General features: G+C 61.3%; 13 protein-coding genes. 4 read left to right on the top strand and 9 right to left on the bottom strand.

Annotation, left to right across the window (positions count from 1 at the left end):
• Nucleotides 1-84 precede the first annotated feature (84 nt).
• A complete protein-coding gene (locus HU736_RS05445; protein WP_103437522.1) occupies nucleotides 85-606 on the bottom strand; it encodes an MgtC/SapB family protein in 522 nt (173 codons plus the stop codon).
• A 128-nt stretch (nucleotides 607-734) separates the two neighbouring features.
• Here HU736_RS05445 and HU736_RS05450 point away from each other — a divergent pair, with 128 nt between their 5' ends.
• The 4 genes from HU736_RS05450 (at nucleotide 735) to HU736_RS05465 (ending at nucleotide 6,098) form a co-directional block, all read left to right on the top strand.
• A complete protein-coding gene (locus HU736_RS05450) occupies nucleotides 735-974 on the top strand; it encodes a DUF3203 family protein (protein ID WP_103437523.1) in 240 nt (79 codons plus the stop codon).
• Nucleotides 975-1,094: 120 nt separating this feature from the next.
• Nucleotides 1,095-2,504 carry a cytochrome c oxidase accessory protein CcoG gene (gene ccoG / locus HU736_RS05455; RefSeq protein ID WP_186700993.1) on the top strand — a complete coding sequence of 470 codons (1,410 nt, stop codon included), beginning with the start codon at nucleotides 1,095-1,097 and terminating at the stop codon, nucleotides 2,502-2,504.
• Nucleotides 2,505-2,543: 39 nt separating this feature from the next.
• Nucleotides 2,544-3,953, top strand: a complete 1,410-nt coding sequence (gene mapR, locus HU736_RS05460; RefSeq protein ID WP_186700992.1) for a GntR family transcriptional regulator MpaR — start codon at nucleotides 2,544-2,546, stop codon at nucleotides 3,951-3,953.
• A 57-nt stretch (nucleotides 3,954-4,010) separates the two neighbouring features.
• Nucleotides 4,011-6,098 (top strand): PAS domain-containing hybrid sensor histidine kinase/response regulator family protein, encoded by a 2,088-nt coding sequence (locus HU736_RS05465; protein ID WP_186700991.1) that lies wholly within the window; start codon nucleotides 4,011-4,013, stop codon nucleotides 6,096-6,098.
• Nucleotides 6,099-6,110: 12 nt separating this feature from the next.
• Here the strand turns inward: HU736_RS05465 and HU736_RS05470 are convergent, their stop codons facing one another.
• The 8 genes from HU736_RS05470 to HU736_RS05505 form a co-directional block, all read right to left on the bottom strand.
• Nucleotides 6,111-6,857: an SDR family oxidoreductase gene (locus HU736_RS05470; RefSeq protein ID WP_181107549.1), complete on the bottom strand. Its 747-nt coding sequence runs from the start codon at nucleotides 6,855-6,857 to the stop codon at nucleotides 6,111-6,113.
• 58 nt (nucleotides 6,858-6,915) lie between these two features.
• Complete coding sequence (locus HU736_RS05475; RefSeq protein ID WP_186700990.1) at nucleotides 6,916-8,451, bottom strand: DHA2 family efflux MFS transporter permease subunit; 1,536 nt, start codon at nucleotides 8,449-8,451, stop codon at nucleotides 6,916-6,918.
• A complete protein-coding gene (locus HU736_RS05480) occupies nucleotides 8,448-9,641 on the bottom strand; it encodes an HlyD family secretion protein (protein ID WP_186700989.1) in 1,194 nt (397 codons plus the stop codon). Before HU736_RS05480 ends, HU736_RS05475 begins: the two co-directional genes overlap by 4 nt.
• A gap of 30 nt (nucleotides 9,642-9,671) precedes the next feature.
• Complete coding sequence (locus tag HU736_RS05485; protein WP_101323035.1) at nucleotides 9,672-10,145, bottom strand: MarR family winged helix-turn-helix transcriptional regulator; 474 nt, start codon at nucleotides 10,143-10,145, stop codon at nucleotides 9,672-9,674.
• 198 nt (nucleotides 10,146-10,343) lie between these two features.
• Complete coding sequence (gene pgm / locus HU736_RS05490) at nucleotides 10,344-11,981, bottom strand: phosphoglucomutase (alpha-D-glucose-1,6-bisphosphate-dependent) (RefSeq protein WP_186700988.1); 1,638 nt, start codon at nucleotides 11,979-11,981, stop codon at nucleotides 10,344-10,346.
• Nucleotides 11,982-12,067: 86 nt separating this feature from the next.
• Nucleotides 12,068-14,329, bottom strand: a complete 2,262-nt coding sequence (locus HU736_RS05495; protein WP_186700987.1) for an ATP-dependent DNA helicase — start codon at nucleotides 14,327-14,329, stop codon at nucleotides 12,068-12,070.
• Complete coding sequence (locus HU736_RS05500) at nucleotides 14,326-15,978, bottom strand: VRR-NUC domain-containing protein (RefSeq protein ID WP_186700986.1); 1,653 nt, start codon at nucleotides 15,976-15,978, stop codon at nucleotides 14,326-14,328. Before HU736_RS05500 ends, HU736_RS05495 begins: the two co-directional genes overlap by 4 nt.
• Before the next feature lie 25 nt (nucleotides 15,979-16,003).
• On the bottom strand, nucleotides 16,004-17,413 hold the full coding sequence (locus HU736_RS05505) for a hypothetical protein (protein WP_186700985.1): 1,410 nt from the start codon (nucleotides 17,411-17,413) through the stop codon (nucleotides 16,004-16,006).
• Nucleotides 17,414-17,629 lie beyond the last annotated feature (216 nt).

Genomic DNA, 17,629 nt, shown 5'->3' on the forward strand with positions numbered 1-17,629 from the left:
AAAACAACAAAAGGCCAGTCTTCAATAATAACAACAGAGCAGGCAGCAACGATTTGAGGGGAGCTTCGGCTCCCCTCAGTGCTATCAGCCCTCTTCTTCCCGCTGCTTCTGATCATTGCCTCCTTCGACCTTGTCTACCAGCTTGGGCATGGTGCTCAGCACCAGCAGCGCCAGGATAGTACTGATCAGCGCAGTCGCCTCCCGCCCCATCCCGGCAGCCGTACCAATGGCTGCGGTCATCCATAAGCCCGCCGCAGTAGTCAGCCCCTTGACGTGGCTGGGATCCCTGCCATTGCCTTTGAGAATGGTACCCGCACCCAAAAAGCCGATACCTGCAACGATGCCCTGGATTACCCGGCTCAGCGCCTGAGCATCTGCGCCGGCCATACTCGGCGCCAGCACGAACAGTGCTGCACCCAGGGAGACCAGCATGTGCGTACGCACGCCAGCAGACTTGCCGCGATGTTCACGCTCAAAGCCCAGCACGGCGCCCAACAGCGCGGCCATCAGCAAACGCACCAGAATGCGTGTGACCTCCTCGACATTGGTCACATCGGCAAACTCGGCCTGGATAGTCTCCAAAATCGTCTCCCAGCCGCTTTCCATCAACACCCTCCTCTGCCCGTGTTGACGGTTGACCCCTCAGCCTATGCCGAAGTGCCGTTTCGATCAGCCAATGCAGCAACCAGGGCAACCGTGCGGTCACTAATAGCAACCACCCAGAGGACGCTGACATGCCTATAGAAGTTGACCAGAACAGTCGCCACTGCACGCTCATCGGCGACAAGCTGCGGATCGAGGGCACTGGCCCGGAAGTCGAGATCGTCACTGACGAGCAGTTGCGCATGTCCGTCGCTGTGCTTGCGGGGGAGCGCATACCGATCACCGAAGCGGAGGCTGACGCGCTCACTGTTATCGGTGCGGTAGATAGCCGCAGGCATCTGAAGGCAAGTGAGCCTGGCTCGGTAATCTAAGGGTTTGGCGCGGCCCACGAGATAACTGATACGGTTTTTATCGCTTTAGCTGAGTCTGTGCTGCAAACAGTCACCGGCCCATAGTGCCCGGGTCTGTTGAAGCCTGATGAGCCACGCGACATGAGCGATAAAATTCCGTACCACGTGATTGAGGTAACACCCCCAGCAGCCCAAAGAGGCAGCGGTTACAGCGGCGGCGCCGTTCATACGCGTAGCTTCAGCGGCATCTACCGCAATCTTCGGATCAGTTTTGCCGGTGCCTTGTTTGCCTTGTTCTTTGGTACGGCCTGGCTGGACTGGGGTGGCCGCCAGGCAGTGCTGTGGGATCTTGCCGACAGCAAGTTCCATGTATTCGGTACCACCTTCTGGCCGCAGGACTTCATCCTGCTGTCGGCGCTGCTGATCATCAGCGCCTTTGGCCTGTTTGCCATCACCGTGTTCGCTGGCCGGGTCTGGTGCGGCTATAGCTGTCCGCAAAGTACCTGGACCTGGTTGTACATGTGGTGCGAAAAAATCACCGAAGGCGATCGCAATCAGCGCATCAAGCTGGCAGCGGCGCCATGGAGCGTGAACAAGGTTGCCCGGCGGAGCTTGAAACACGCGCTGTGGCTGGCGATTGCCGTACTTACCGGGCTTACTTTTGTCGGCTACTTCACCCCTATCCGCCCCCTGGCGCAGGAGCTGCTGAGTTTGCAGCTGACGGGTGTTGCCCTGTTCTGGGTGCTGTTTTTCACCGGTGCCACGTACCTCAATGCCGGTTTTCTGCGCGAAGCCGTGTGCATGCACATGTGCCCCTACGCGCGCTTTCAGGGTGTGATGTTCGACAAGGATACCCTGGCCGTCGCCTATGATCCGCGTCGCGGCGAAGCGCGAGGCCCACGCAAGAAAGGCAGCTACCCGCGCGCGCAGCAGCTGGGCGACTGCATCGACTGCACATTGTGCGTGCAGGTCTGCCCGACCGGTATCGATATCCGCCAAGGCCTGCAGATGGCCTGCATCGGCTGCGCCGCTTGCATCGATGCCTGCGACGGGGTGATGGACAAGATGGGCTACCCGCGTGGGCTGATCGGCTACAAGTCCGAGCACACCTTGCAAGGCGGCTCCACCCACTGGCTGCGCCCACGCCTGCTCGGCTATGTAACCGCGCTGGTGTTCATGATCGGCGCCCTGGTGCTCGCCCTGCAGGAGCGGTCGATGGTGTCGCTGGATGTGATCAAGGACCGCGGCTTGTTCCGCGAAAACGCCTTGGGCCAGATCGAGAATATCTACTTGCTCAAAGTCATCAACAAGACCCAGCAGCCACAGCGCTACCAGCTGAGCCTGGTGGATGCGGACGGCTTCGAGCTGCACGGTAGCACCAAATTCACCTTGCGCGCCGGCGAAATGGGCGAGCTGCCGGTATCGGTCGCGATGCTTGCAGAGCACCCGAGCACTAGCGCCCAGGACTTGACCTTCGAGATCCAGGACAGCGACGAGCCAAGCATTCGCAGCAGCGCGCGCAGCCGCTTCGTCGCGCCGTTGAACCGCTGATCCCTTACACTGAGCCATCACCATGCCTGCCGACCGCCCATGAAACGCTACGAACGCTTTGCCGATGACATTGCTGAACTGATCCGCTCCGGGGTACTCGGCCCTGGCCAGCGGGTGCCCTCTGTGCGCTACGCCAGCCAGACCCACGGGGTCAGCCCGTCGACAGTGTTTCAGGCCTACTACCTGCTCGAGCGGCGAGGTTTGATCCGTGCCAGACCGCGCTCGGGCTATTTCGTCAATGTGCATGCGCCGCAGCAGATGAGTGAGCCGCAGATCATGGCGCCAGTCAGCGAGTCAACCGAGGTTGACGTCAGCGGGCTGGTATTTTCCATCCTCGACTCGATCAAAGACCCCAACACGGTCCCGTTTGGCTCGGCATTCCCCAGTCCTGCGTTGTTCCCACTGCAACGCCTGTCGCGCTCATTGGCCAGCGCCAGCCGCGCGATGGACCCGCGCATGGCGGTCACCGACCTGTCGCCAGGCAACCCGCAACTGCGCCGGCAAATCGCCCTGCGCTACATGGTCGCCGGGCTGATGTTGCCGATGGAAGAGCTGTTGATCACCAATGGCGCGCTTGAGGCATTGAACCTGTGCTTGCAGGCAGTCACCGAGCCAGGCGACCTGGTGGCCATCGAAGCGCCGGCGTTTTATGCGTGCCTGCAGGTACTGGAGCGGCTCAAGCTCAAGGCTGTGGAAATCCCCGTACACCCGCGGGAAGGCATGGACCTTGGAGTGCTTGCGCAGACCCTGGACAAGCACCCGGTCAAGGCGGTGTGGTGCATGACCAACTTCCAGAACCCGGTCGGTGCGAGCATGCCCGACCACAAGAAACAGGAGTTGGTCGAGCTGCTGCGGCGCCATCAAGTGCCGCTCATCGAAGACGACGTATATGCCGAGTTGTACTACTCGCAGCAAGCGCCCAAACCGGCCAAAGCCTTCGACACCGATGGCCTGGTAATGCACTGCGGCTCGTTCAGCAAAAGCCTGGCGCCCGGGTATCGCATTGGTTGGGTCGCGGCCGGGCGCTTTGCGCAGAAGGTAGAGAGGCTCAAATTGATGACCTCGCTGTGCGCATCCATGCCTGCGCAGGCGGCCATCGCCGATTACCTGCAGCACGGCGGCTATGACCGTCACCTGCGCAAGCTTCGTTATGCGCTGGAGGGTCAGCAGGCGAGCATGCTGGCAGCGATTGCGCGCTACTTCCCGGTACAGACGCGGGTCAGCCAGCCCTCTGGTGGGTATTTCCTGTGGCTTGAGCTGCCAGAGCAAATGGATGCGCTAAAGCTGTTTCACATGGCTGCCGCACAAGGCATCAGTATTGCCCCTGGGCCGATCTTTTCGCCGACGCGGCGCTTCGGCAACTGCATCCGCTTGAACTACGGCAGCCCATGGGATGCGAGCGCCGAGCAAGCCATGGAAACCTTGGGGCGAATTGTGCGCTCGTTCTAGCGGTGACCGACCAGTCAAGCTACAGTTGCGCAGTCATACATAGCGCAGGATGCACATATGCACGACCCTCAACTGCGTGCCTTCCGCCAGCAACTGGACGCCTTGCAGCAACGCAACAACGCCCTTGAAGCACAACTCGCGCAGCGCCAGTCAAGCGAGCAAAGTCTGTATCGCTTTGTCTTCGACACCATGGACATGGGCTGTTGCATCATTGAATTCTTCGACGGCCCGGCAGGCCCGCTGAGCGACTATCGGCATGTACTGACCAATGCAGCTTGCTTCACCCATGCCGGGATCGACCCACTGGGCAGAACTATTCGCCAGTTGGCCCCCCGTCAGGCGGACTTCTGGGTCGAGTTCTACGGCCAGGTCTTGCGCTCCGGTGAGCCAAAGCAGCTCGAGCAGACGCTGGACGCGACAGGCAGAATCCTCGCAATTACCTGTTTTCGGATCGAGCCAACAGACTCCCACCAGGTTGCCGTGTTGTTCAAAGACATCACCAAGCAACGCCATGCCGATGCAGCTTTGCAGCAACTCAATCAGCAGCTGGAGCTCAGCTCCAGTGCGGCCTTAGCCGAACGACGTCTGTTTGCCGAACTGGTCGATCACAGCATAGCCAACGTGCATGTCATTGACTGCAGCTTGCGGTGGATGGCGATCAATCACCAGGCCCGGCTGGATTTTCACCATCTCTACGGGCAAATGCCGCGAATTGGCCACTACATGCCCGAGAGCATGGCCGCAAACCTCGATGATCGCGACTTGATAATGCCGCTCTGGCAGCGCGCGCTAGCGGGTGAGCGATTGACCGTAGTCGAGGCATTTGGCCGGGGGGCAGGCAAGCGTTACTTTGAGCTGCGCTTTAACGCACTGCGCGATGCAGCGGACGTTATTCAGGGCGCGTACCTGTTTGCCTATGACGTCAGCGAGCGTGTGCTCAACCAGCAACGCCTGCGCGAGGCTGAAACAGCCCTGCGCCAGGCGCAGAAAATGGAAGCAGTGGGGCAATTAAGTGGCGGCATCGCGCATGACTTCAACAATCTGCTTGGCGCGGTCCTTGGCGCTCTCGAATTAGTTCAGCAACGGATCGACCAAGGCCGCTTCACCGAGCTGGAAAATATGCTCGAGACCGCTAATGGTTCTGCGCAGCGCGCGTCATCGCTGGTACACCGGCTGCTGGCCTTTTCACGCAAACAGACCTTGCTGCCACAGGCGACCAGGGTAGATCAGCTCGTGGCAGACCTCACCGATCTGATGAATCAAAGCATCGGCCATACGATTGAACTGCGCAGCCGTTTCGCCGATGACCTCTGGCTGACTTTTGTTGATCCGCCGCAACTCGAGAGTGGATTGCTCAACCTTTGTATCAACGCGCGCGACGCATTGCCCAGTGGCGGTTTGATCGAAATCAGCGGTGAAAATTACACCTGTAGCAGCGAGTTGGCGCAGAGGCTTGATCTGCCTGCTGGCGATTACGTACGTGTGGCAATCACCGACAACGGCACAGGCATGACCAGGCAAGTAATCCAGCGTGCTTTTGAACCCTTTTACACGACCAAGCCGCAGGGACATGGCACCGGGCTCGGGCTATCAATGGTTTATGGCTTTGTGCGCCAGTCCGGGGGACAGGTCATTATTCACAGTGACTTGGGCAAAGGCACCTGTGTCCAGCTCTACTTGCCCCGCCATCAAATCCCTATCCCTGCCTCTGGGCAGGACATAGCACAACTGCAACGGGTCGCAGCGGTTCAGCCTGGTCGGCTGGTGATGGTAGTTGAGGACCAGCCAGCCATGCGCACGGTGATCAGCGAAGTGCTTGAAGAACTCGGTCACAGCGTGCGCCTGTTCGATACCGGCACAGCCGCACTTGCAGCTTTGCAAAATGGACTGCAGTCCGACTTGTTGATCACTGATATCGGCCTGCCTGGAGGCCTGGATGGGTATAAGCTTGCCGCCGCCTACCATCAGCTGACACCCCATACCCCCGTGCTTTTCATCACCGGCTACGACCCGCAGAGACTGCCTGGCAACTCACTGCCGAGAGATTCGCAGATACTGCTCAAACCTTTTGACCTTAAGACCTTGGCCCAACGCGTCAGTCAACTGTTGGCGGCGTCAGCACCATCGCAAGCCGGTCCTGAATGACGGGGATTTCGGCTAGCGCCCGCCGCCTAGTTCGATAAAGCTGCCGGTCGAGTAGGACGCCTTATCCGACAGCAGCCAGAGAATCGCCTCGGCGACTTCCTCTGGTTGGCCACCGCGCCCCATCGGCAACCCTGCCTCAAGTTTGTGCACGCGCTCGGCATCACCGCTGAGCGCATGAAAGCCGGTGTGAATATAACCGGGCCGCACCCCATTGACGCGCACGCCTTCGCCGGCCACCTCTTTGGCCAAGCCAATGGTGAACGTATCCAACGCGCCTTTCGACGCAGCATAATCAACGTACTCCGCAGGTGAACCAAGGCGCGCCGCCAACGACGACACATTGACGATCGCCCCACCCTGGCCGCCGTGCCGACGAGCCATACGCAGCAACGCGTGCTTGGCGCACAGCATTGGCCCGACCACGTTGGTTCTCATCAGGTTGAGCAGGCGGAACTCGGACATGTCTTCCAGGCGGCTCTGCGGGCCAATGGTACCAGCGTTGTTTACCAGTGCCGTTACCGGCCCAAGCTCATGGTCAACGCGCTGGAACAGCTGGATGACCTCGTCCTCGACACTGGCATCGGCACGCACGGCAATCGCTTCGGCACCGCGCTCGCGGACCTCGGCAAGGATGCGCTCGGCTGCCTGATCGTCAGCATGATAATTGATGCAGATACGATAGCCTTGCTCAGCGGCAAGCCGCGCTGAAGCAGCGCCGATGCCACGGCTGGCGCCGGTAATCACGATAACCTTGTCCATCGATTGCCCCTGGGCGACTGATGGCACAAGGCTAACGCTTGCTTGCCTGAGTTGACAACTAATGCCCCGCAGAGGCCGGCCCGGCCTTGGCCGTAAACGGCGGCTTGGCAAACCATACCAACAGGATCAGGCCGGCGAATACCCAGGTCATCAGGGTGAAGTAGTCCACCGTCGACATCATGTAGGCCTGGCTGTTGACCATCTGCTCAAGCTGCGCGTAGCTCTGCGGGCTGGCGCCCCCCAGTTGCTCGAGCGTATGCCGAGTGGCGGGATCGTACTGGCTGATGTGCTCGCTCAAATAGGCGTGATGCTGATCGGCCCGGCGAATCCAGATCCAGGTTGTCAGCGATGCCGCAAAACTGCCGCCCAGGGTCCGCAGGAATGTCGCCAGGCCTGAGCCATCGGCGATCTGCTGCGGGGGCAGGTCAGACAGCAGAATGCTCAAGGTCGGCATGAAGAACAGCGCCACGCCGATGCCCATGAACAGCTGCACCAGGGCAATGTGCTGGAAGTCCACCTCGCTGGTGAAGCCGGCGCGCATGTAACAGCTGGCGCCGATCGCGAGAAATGCCAGGCCTGCCAGCACTCGCAGGTCGAAGCGGTGCGCATACTTGCCCACGAAAGGCGACATGATCACCGGCAGCAAGCCAATCGGCGCCACGGCCAGCCCGGCCCAGGTGGCGGTATAGCCCATCTGCGTCTGCAGCCATTGCGGCAGGATCAAGTTGATGCCGAAAAAGCCTGCGTAGCCGCCAACCAGTACGATGGTGCCGACGCGAAAGTTGCGATGGGCAAAAAGCCGCAGGTTCACCACCGGGTGGCGGTCGGTGAGTTCCCAGATGATGAAGATGGCCAGGAACACCACCGAGATCAGGCTGCCCATGATGATGAACGACGACTCGAACCAGTCCAGGTCGTTACCCTTGTCGAGCACCACCTGCAACGCCCCCACCCCAATGATCAAGGTGATCAAACCGATGTAGTCCATCGGTTGCCGACTGGTCACTACCGGTCGCGTGCGCATCTGCTGGCGCACCACGGCAGCGGCGAACAGGCCGATTGGAACGTTGATGAAGAAAATCCACGGCCAACTGTAGCTGTCAGTAATCCAGCCGCCCAAGATCGGCCCGGCAATCGGTGCAACAACCGTCACCATCGCCAGCAGCGCCAGCGCCATCCCCCGCTTGGCCGGTGGATACACTGCAATCAGCAAGGTCTGAGTCATCGGGTATAGCGGCCCGGCGACCACCCCCTGCAACACGCGAAAGCCAACCAGCTCAGGCATCGACTGGGCGATCCCGCACAGAAATGACGCCATCACGAACAACAGCGTCGCCCAGATGAACAGCTTGACCTCACCAAAACGCCGGCTTAGCCAGCCGGTCAGCGGCAAGGCAATCGCGTTGCTCACCGCAAACGAGGTGATCACCCAAGTGCCCTGCTCGTAACTGACACCGAGGTTGCCGGAAATGGTCGGCAAGGCGACGTTGGCGATGGTGGTATCGAGTACCTGCATGAACGTCGCCAGCGACAGACCAATGGTGGTCAGCAGCAGGCTTGGCGGAGTGAACTGCGCAGCCCCGTTGCCGTTCATCGCTGGGCCGTCTTGCCTGCGGCGCTGTTGTCATGGATCAAGCGCGCGATCAGCCGGTCAGCGTCGACCAGTTGGCGCTCATACACCTGTGTGCTGTAGCTGGCTTGTTGCGGAGGCTGTTGCGCCAGGGTCGGGCCGGTCTGATCGTGCAGATCGACTTCAACCACCGTCGACAAGCCGATGCGCAGCGGATGATCGCGCAGCTGCTCGGGGTTAAGCTGCACACGCACTGGCACCCGCTGGACGATCTTGATCCAGTTGCCGGTGGCATTTTGCGCAGGCAGCAAGGCAAACGCGCTGCCGGTACCGGCGCCGAGGCTGTCGATGGTACCGGTGTACTTGATGTCGCTGCCATACAGGTCGGCGCTGATCTCTACCGGCTGGCCGATCCGCATATTGCGCAGCTGGGTTTCCTTGAAGTTGGCGTCGATCCACACCTCATCCAGGGGGATCACGGCCATGGTCGCAGTGCCCGGCTGCAAGCGCTGGCCCAACTGCACGGTGCGCTTGGCAACATAGCCTGTAACGGGTGCAACCAAGGTCGTGCGAGCGTTATCCAGATACGCCTGGCGTACATCAGCAGCGGCAGCCATCACTTCCGGGTGCGAGGCCAACAGCGTGTCGTCGACCAGCGCAGTACTGGTGTTCAGCTGCTGCTGGGCGCTGTCCAAGGCACTTTGCGCGGAACTCAGGTCATCCTGGGCATGGGAGATTTCTTCACGGGAGATCGCCCCGCTGTCGGCCAGGACCTTGCGCCGGTTGTAGTTATCGCGGGCTTTCTTCAATTCCGCAGCGCGGCTTTGCATCTGCGCCTTGAGCGAGTCGACGTTACTGTACAAGCCGCGGACCTGGCGCACGGTACGCGCCAATTTGGCCTCGGAGGACTGCAAGGCAACCTCGCTGTCGGCGGGATCGAATTGCAGCAATACCTGGCCGGCCTGCACCAGATCGCCATCGTCGGCGCCGATACTGGTAACGGTGCCGGTCACCAGAGGGGTGATTTCCACCACGTTGCCGTTGACGTAGGCGTCATCGGTGCTCTCGTGCCAGCGCCCGACCAGGCTGTACCAGGCCCAGGCAGCAGCGCCACCGAGTATCACCAGCAAGAGCACGGCCAGCAGCCAGGTCTTGCGCTTGCGCGAATTTTCGGGAGCCGGGGAAGATTGGGTTGTGTCCGCAGGAGTGGCCATGACAGTACCTTGGAGAATTCGTAACAGGGATCAACGATCGCCGAAGCGGCGGATCGTCAGAGGGTCGCCGGCATTGAGCAGGACCTTGGCCAACAGGCCTTCGAGGGTCTGCAATTCTTCAGGCTGGAGCACGCCGACCAGTTCGTTCATTGCTGCTGCGCCGACTTCGGGCACGCGATCGGCCAGGCGCTGACCGTCGGCGGTCAGCGCCAGGCGCACCTGACGGCGGTCGTCAGGGCAGCGATTGCGCAGGATCAGCCCTTTGTGTTCGAGGCGGTCGAGCATGCGCGTCATTGAACCGCTGTCCAGGCCCAGGTAGCGACACAGCTCGGCCGGGGTGTCGACCTGGTACTGAGTGACGATGATCAGCACCTTGAATTGCGCGGCAGTAACCCCTTCACCCTCGAGATGCGCGTCAAGAATGCGGTCCTTGAGCAGCGCCGCTCGGCCCAACAGCATGCCGATCGTGCAGGTCTGAAAGTTTTCAGGACTGAAATGCGACATTGGCTTGCACCCCAGCTCAGACAAATGTGTGTGCAAATATTACTGCTTAGGCAGTGAATGTCAAAGCCTTGATTAGGGGGCTATGTAAATTGCCGATGATTGGCGGCAACGCCACTTCTCTGAAGGCCGCAAGGCTCGCCCACAAAAAAGGGGCACAAGGCCCCTTCTCTGCTTTCGATATTCAACTCAGCTCGCTTGTCAGGCGATAGCCGCATCCACCAGCACCTGAGCTTCCTTGACCAAGCGCTGCAAATGCGCCTCATCGATAAAACTCTCGGCGTAGATCTTGTAGATGTCTTCTGTGCCAGAGGGCCGCGCAGCGAACCAGCCGTTGGCCGTCATTACCTTGAGCCCGCCTATAGCCTGAGCGTTACCCGGCGCGTGGCTCAAAATCTGCTCGATCGGCTCGCCCGCGAGTTCAGTAGACGTCACCTGCTCGGGAGCCAGCTTGCTCAGCAGGGCTTTCTGCCGTGGATCGGCCTTGGCCTCGACTCGGGTTGCGTAGGGCTTGCCCAGCTTCGCAGTGAGGTCGGCATAGACCTGGCTCGGGTTACGTCCGGTGCGGGCAGTCATCTCCGCAGCGAGCAAGGCTGGAATAAGCCCGTCCTTGTCCGTGGCCCAGACCGATCCGTCGCGACGCAAGAACGAGGCGCCGGCACTTTCTTCGCCGCCAAAGCCCAGCGAGCCGTCGAACAGACCCGCAGCAAAGTACTTGAAACCGACTGGCACTTCGTAAAGGGTGCGGCCAAGCGCTGCAGTTACGCGGTCAATCAAGCCACTGCTGACCACGGTTTTGCCCACTGCAGCATCGCTGCGCCATTGCGGGCGGTTGCGGAACAGGTAGTCGATGGTCACGGCCAGGTAGTTGTTGGGTTGCAACAGGCCATCGGCGGTGACGATGCCGTGGCGGTCGTGATCAGGATCGCAGGCGAAGGCCACATCGAAGCGGTCGCGTAGGCCGATCAGGCCCTGCATGGCGTACGGCGAAGACGGGTCCATGCGGATCTGCCCGTCCCAGTCGACGCACATGAAGCGGAAGGTCGGATCGACCTCGGTGTTGACCACTTCCAGGTTCAATTGGTAGTGGTCGGCAATCGCCTGCCAGTAACGCACCCCGGCACCGCCCAGCGGATCGACGCCCAGGCGCAGGTTGGCCGAGCGGATTACCTCGAAATCGATCACGTTTTCCAGGTCGGCGACGTAATTGCCCAAGTAGTCGTGACGCTGGGTAGTGGGCGCTCGCAGCGCTTGCGCATAGTCCATGCGCTTTACCCCAGCCAGGTCTGCGCCAAGCAGTTCGTTGGCCTTGGCCTCGACCCACTTGGTCACGTCGCTGTCGGCCGGCCCGCCATTGGGCGGGTTGTACTTGAACCCACCGCTCTGCGGCGGATTGTGCGACGGGGTAATGACAATGCCATCTGCCAGGCCGCTCTGGCGGCCGCGGTTGTAACAAAGGATCGCGTGCGACACCGCAGGCGTTGGGGTGTACTCATCGTCCTTGGACAGCATCACCTGCACGCCGTTGGCGGCCAGCACTTCCAGCGCGCTGGCGGCCGCCGGCGCCGACAGCGCATGGGTGTCGGCGCCAATGAACAGCGGCCCGTCGATGCCTTGCTGCGCACGGTACAGGCAGATGGCCTGGGTGATCGCTAGCACATGCGCCTCATTGAAGCTCAACTCAAGCGACGTACCGCGATGCCCCGAGGTGCCGAAGGCCACGCGCTGGGCTGCCACGGACGCATCAGGGCGGCCGGTGTAATAGGCGGTCAACAGGCGGGGAATATCGACCAGCACACTGGCCGGAGCCGGCTTGCCTGCCAAAGGACTGAGCGTCATGCAGAAACCTCGAGTTCAACGAATGTGAGTGTTGGAACACGCAGTGTACTGGGAGTTGCAATGCCCTGCGATGGGGCCTGCCGGGATTATTCGCTAGCTATCTGCCACCATTTGGGAAACATCTGCTGAACACGTGTTTCAGCAAAGCGCTCGTCAATCAACAGCAACACGCCGCGGTCCTGATCGCCACGAATGACCCGCCCTGCGGCCTGGATTACCTTGCGTACGCCGGGGTACAGATAGGCGTAGTCAAAGCCGGCGCCGAACTGCCGGCCCAGGCGTTGCTTGAACTGCTCATTGATCGGGTTGACCTGCGGCAGACCCAGCGTGGCAACAAATGCGCCGATCAAGCGGGTCCCCGGCAGGTCGACGCCCTCTCCGAATGCGCCGCCAAGCACCGCAAAACCAATGCCCTCGCCATCCGGGACAAAGCGCGCCAGAAACACTTCGCGCGCAGCTTCGTCCATGCCGCTGGCCTGCTCCCAGCGCGGCAACTGCGGATAGCGCTCGGCAAGCAGTGCAGCCACCTGTTGCAGGTACTCGAAGCTGCTGAAAAAGGCCAGATAGTTGCCAGGCTTGCTGCGGTACTGCTCGGCGATCAGCTCGACGATAGGCGCCAGTGACGCCTGCCGTTCGCGGTAACGCGTCGACACCTGGCTGATGATGCGTACCTGCAATTGCTCGGCCTGGAACGGCGCGGCAACATCGAGCCAGGCCGTGTCGGCCGGCATCCCAAGCAGATCAGCATAGTAATGCCGAGGGCTGAGCGTGGCAGAAAACAACGTGACACTGCGCGCAGCGCTCAAGCGCGGCCCAAGCAGGCGGGCCGGGACCACATTACGCAGGCACAGCGTGCTCAGGCGTCTGTTACGCGGGCCATTACGCACGCTGACATCAAACAGGAAGTGCTCGTCGAACAGCTCGGCAATGCGCGTGAACTGCAGGGCCTGGAAAAAAAACTGCAGCAGCAGCGGATCAATGCCCAGCGGCGATTGGTTGAGCTGCTCCTGGATCAAGCCAACACATTGTTGCAACGCCCCGATAAAGGCTTCTGGCAGGCGCTCGCCGGCTTGATACGGTACACGCTGGTCTTTATGCAGGGCATTCCATTGGCGGTTGAGCCGATCCAGCGCGCTGCTCAGCCCTTGCGGTTTGCTTTGCCGAAGCGTCAGCAACTGGCCCTGATCGAAACTGGCGCTGTACATCGCCCGACCACGCTCGACCAGGTTGTGTGCTTCGTCCACCAGCACTGCCACGCGCCAATGATTGAGCTGCGCGAGGCCAAACAGCAATGCGTGGGCATCAAAGTAATAGTTGTAGTCCGCCACTACCACGTCAGCCCAGCGCGCCATCTCCTGCCCCAGATAATAAGGGCACACCTGATGCGCCAGCGCGACCTCGCGCAACGCTTCGCGATCCAGCAGCGGCACAGCGCCAGCGGCCTCGCGGGCAGTCGGCAGGCGATCGTAAAAGCCTTTGGCCAGTGGGCACGACTCGCCATGGCAGGCGTTGCCTGGATATTCACAGGCCTTGTCCCGAGCGATCAGCTCAAGGCTGCGCAGAGCCGACTGCGGGCTGGCAGCGGTGAGCTGGCGCAGGGCATCCAGGGCCAGTGCCCGCCCCGGGGTCTTGGCGGTCAGGAAGAACACTTTGTCGAGCTGCTGCGGCACCACCGCCTTGAGCAATGGAAACAAGGTGCCAAGGGTCTTGCCGATGCCGGTACTGGCCTGGGCCATCAGACAGCGACCGGTGCTGACGGCCTTGTACAGTGTCTCGGCCAACTGGCGCTGGCCCTGGCGAAACTGCGGGTAGGGGAAACTCATTGCCTGCAAGCCCTGGTCGCGCGCTTGCAAACGTTGCTCCTGTGCCTGTGCCCAGGCAAGAAAGCGCTGGCATTGAACCTCGAAAAACAGCTGCAGGTCTGCTGCGCTGTAGTGCTCGCTGATCAGCGTTTGGCGGTCGCTGTCGACATCCAGATACACCAGCGCTACGTCGATGCTGGGCAACTGCCGCGCCTGGCACAGCAACCAGGCGTAGACCTTGGCCTGCGCCCAATGCAACTGTCGATGGTTGGCAGGCTGGCGCGCCAGATCACCGCGGTGGGTCTTGATTTCTTCGAGGCGGTTGCGCGCCGGATCATAACCATCGGCGCGGCCACGCACCTGCAGGCTGAGGTATTGGCCTTGCAGGCTGACTTCAGCTTCATAACCCACCTTGCGGCGTGCCACTACCCGGCGATGGCCGGCGATGCCCTCCTGCGCAGTGGGTGATGGGGTAAAGCGCAGGTCGAGGTCGCCGACCTTGGCGCTGAATTCGCACAAGGCGCGCACGGCGACGGTATAACTCATGCCTGGACAGCCGCCCAGCGCACATGGCAGACGGTAACCGGCAGGCCGTGTTCGCGGCAGAATTCGATCCAGCGCAGCTGATTGTCCTGGAGCCGATCGCCCGGTCCTTTGACCTCGATCATGCGATAGCTGCCCTGCTCCGGCCAGAACTGAATCAGGTCAGGCATGCCTGTGCGGTTGTTGCGGATGTCCTGCAGCAAGCGCAGGAAGCACTGTTTCAGATGCATTGCCGGCAGGCAGCTCAGGGCCAGTTCAAGCAGCTCCGCGGGCAGCATCGACCAGAACACGAACGGCGACTGCAGGCCATATTTGGCCTGATAACACGCGCGGATCAACTCGCCATGGCTGGCATCATCGAGCCGCCCCAGGCAGCTGTCGAACAGCGCGCTGCGGCGCTCGCGAAAGTCAGCGTCATGCAAGTCCTGCGGCGCGCTTTGAAACGGGTGAAAAAATGCCCCGGTCACGGGCGCGAAGATCGGTTCCCAGCACAGCAGCCCGAACAAGCTGTTGAACAAGGTGTTCTCGACGTAGTGCACCGAGCCACCCTCCTGTGCCAGGTGCTCCTGCACGGCCCGCTCGACACCCAGCGCAGCCATCTCGGCGGGCAGTTCGAGTTCGAGGAGGGTAACCGCGCCAGCCCGCCGCCGCGGCGTCGATGGCCCGCCGAGCTTGCGCGCCAGACGCGGCAACATGCGCGCCAGGGCCTGCGTTTCGAGCGGGTTGGCAGGCGCACTGGCCATCTGCTCCGCAAGCGTATGCGCCCTGCTCCACTGCTCGCTGCGCTCGTGTACACGCACCTGGCGAATACGTGCCTCAGGGTGCCGGCTCTGCTCGTAGACCGCCAATGCCAGCTCCCATTCGGCCAGGCGTTCGCAATGCTGACCAACGCTGAACAACAACCGCGAGCGCCGCCGCGCCAGCCAGGGGTTGTCACTGTGCAGGCCATCGAGCTCCGCCAGCAAGGTTGCCGGCGCCTCGCCCTGCTCCAGGCGCTCGGCGCAGTGATGCAGGGCCATGGCCAGGTCGACTTCGGCACGTTTGCGCAGGGCGCGCGAGTCATCACTGAAGGGGACCTTCTCAAAGCGCAGCACGCCGGTATCGGCGAGCACGAAGTCTGACCAATCCTGATAGAGGTTGCCAAAAAACAGCAGGCGCAACCGATCACACAGCGGCTGCAATCGCCAGTGGATGACCTTCACGTCAAAGCCGGCGAACCATTGGGACAGCGGCTTTGGTTCCAGTTGCAGGGCTTGCAGCTGCAGCAGCAGATCAGCCTTGGCTGCTCGAGGCCTGGCCAATTGCGCGGCAAAGCATGCTGCCAGTTCGTCCTTGCGCAGCAAGGCAAACAACTGCTCAAGGGTCAGAGGTGCGCGCTCGCAGATCCAACCCAGATCCACTAGCGGTCGCAGGGCTGAGTGGGCATCACCAATCTCGGCATAGGTCAGCTTGTCAGTGCGAAACAGCTCACCTTTGCGCATCACCATTCGTACCAGCAGCGCCTGAGCGGGCTGCGGCAGGCGCTCGAACGCAATCAGAAAAGTGTGCTCGGATTCATCGAGCAGATCGTGGTAACGCTGGGCGACCCACCCCAGCACCTGGCGAAAATTATGCAGGTAGTAGAGCGGATCATCGACGGAATGGGCAATCACGGTACGGGTCAGGCAGCGGGGACAGCTACTGGTTATACATACAGATAGCCGATCCTGGCAAGCACTCCTGATCAATGGTCGTCAGCTCATCGGCACTGCGCAGCAAGCACAGGGCCATGTCGCGTCGGGCCAGGTACTCCAGCATGCGCCTGGCGGGCTGCCCCACCTGCCGCCCATACACCGCACGCAACTGCACCAGGCTCATGCCGCTTGCCTCGACCAGCCAATGCAGGACGCCATCGGGGCATGTTTTGCCCAGCAGGGCCCGATGCAGGTAGGGCATGGCCACCAGCATCCCCGGATGATAGCACTCGATAAAGCTCACCAGGCCAGCACCGTGACCGGCAAATGGGGCATGCAGCAAACAGATCAACTGCTTCTCGGTCAGTTCCAGCACCTGCATCAGACGCGCTTGCGCCATTTCGTCGGCGGCCTGTTCTGTGCGTGGTTTAAGGCCCAGCCGCAGGTTTGCGCCCTTGACCCGACGCTGGACAATGCGCACGCGCAACTGGCGAAGCTGGGTCAAGGCATCCACCTCAAAACACACCGCCAGCGGTGGCAGACACTCAGCCGCGACGAGGGGCGCTTTCAACAGCCGCTCGAGCTCAAGGTCTGCCGGCTTTTGATCGAGCAGGTCGCCAACTGCGATCACCTGCAAGGACGCACCATCGCTGCTATCAGTAGGCGCAAGCGCAGCTTGCGACGGCGTAGCGACAACGTCATGCAGCCAGGCCAGCGCCCTGATCAGGTAGGCGATATCCAGCGAGAGCGGGTGCAAGCCGGGCTCATCAGCCAGGCGCAAACAACGCCGGCACCACGCCAGGTAACGGTACCGCTGGCGGGGCGGCAGCAGGGTGATCAGTGCCAGTACGCCTTGCGCATCGCTCAGCACCTGGTTACACGCGCTGGCCATCTGCAAATGCAGGCGGCTGCCAAGCAGCGCCTCGGGCGCGCCGCCATTGAGATGACCAAACAGCAATAACGCATCGCGGGTCGGTATCCAGTCCGCGTGCTGTGTTTGCGGCCTGCGGCTGAAGGGCACCAGGTGCTGGCCCTGGATCATCAGCAACTCCACGCGCGGATCGTCCTGCAGAAACAAGGTGCTGAAACACCGCTCGTGATAGTCCAGCACGGCCTCGCTGGCCGCCGGCAGCGAGGCAACCAGCACTTTCAGCCTGAACGTCTGCGGCGCACGCTGGGCGATGGTCAGCTGAGCTGCGCGCAGCGTGCTCAGCAACAAAGCGCTGTCACGGTCTGCGCCGTGAATCACCAGCAGTTGAAACTGGCCAAGACAGTCAACCCCTCCCGCTGCGACCATAAGCCGTTGAATCAGCAGCTGCATCGAAGCGCGCAGTGCTTGCGACATATGCTCCATCAAGTGATCAAGCACTTGCGTGTAGACATATTCCAACGCTTCTTCATGGATATTGCTCATGACGGCACTCCCTGTTTCAGATCACTCATCCTCGAACTACCAAGTATGGGTAATCTCACTGTGTCGATAAACTTTTGGGAAATTTCCCACAAGCAATTGCGAAACCATGGCTTAGTTGCTGAGCTTCACATCCTCTAGGCGCAAGCGCTCGCTCGCCCCTCCTCCGGACCAGCGCCTGAGCGCCTGTGACTGCGGCGCGTGCTGTGAGCCTTGCAA

It is taken from the genome of Pseudomonas shirazensis (assembly GCF_014268785.2).
Classification (GTDB): domain Bacteria; phylum Pseudomonadota; class Gammaproteobacteria; order Pseudomonadales; family Pseudomonadaceae; genus Aquipseudomonas; species Aquipseudomonas shirazensis.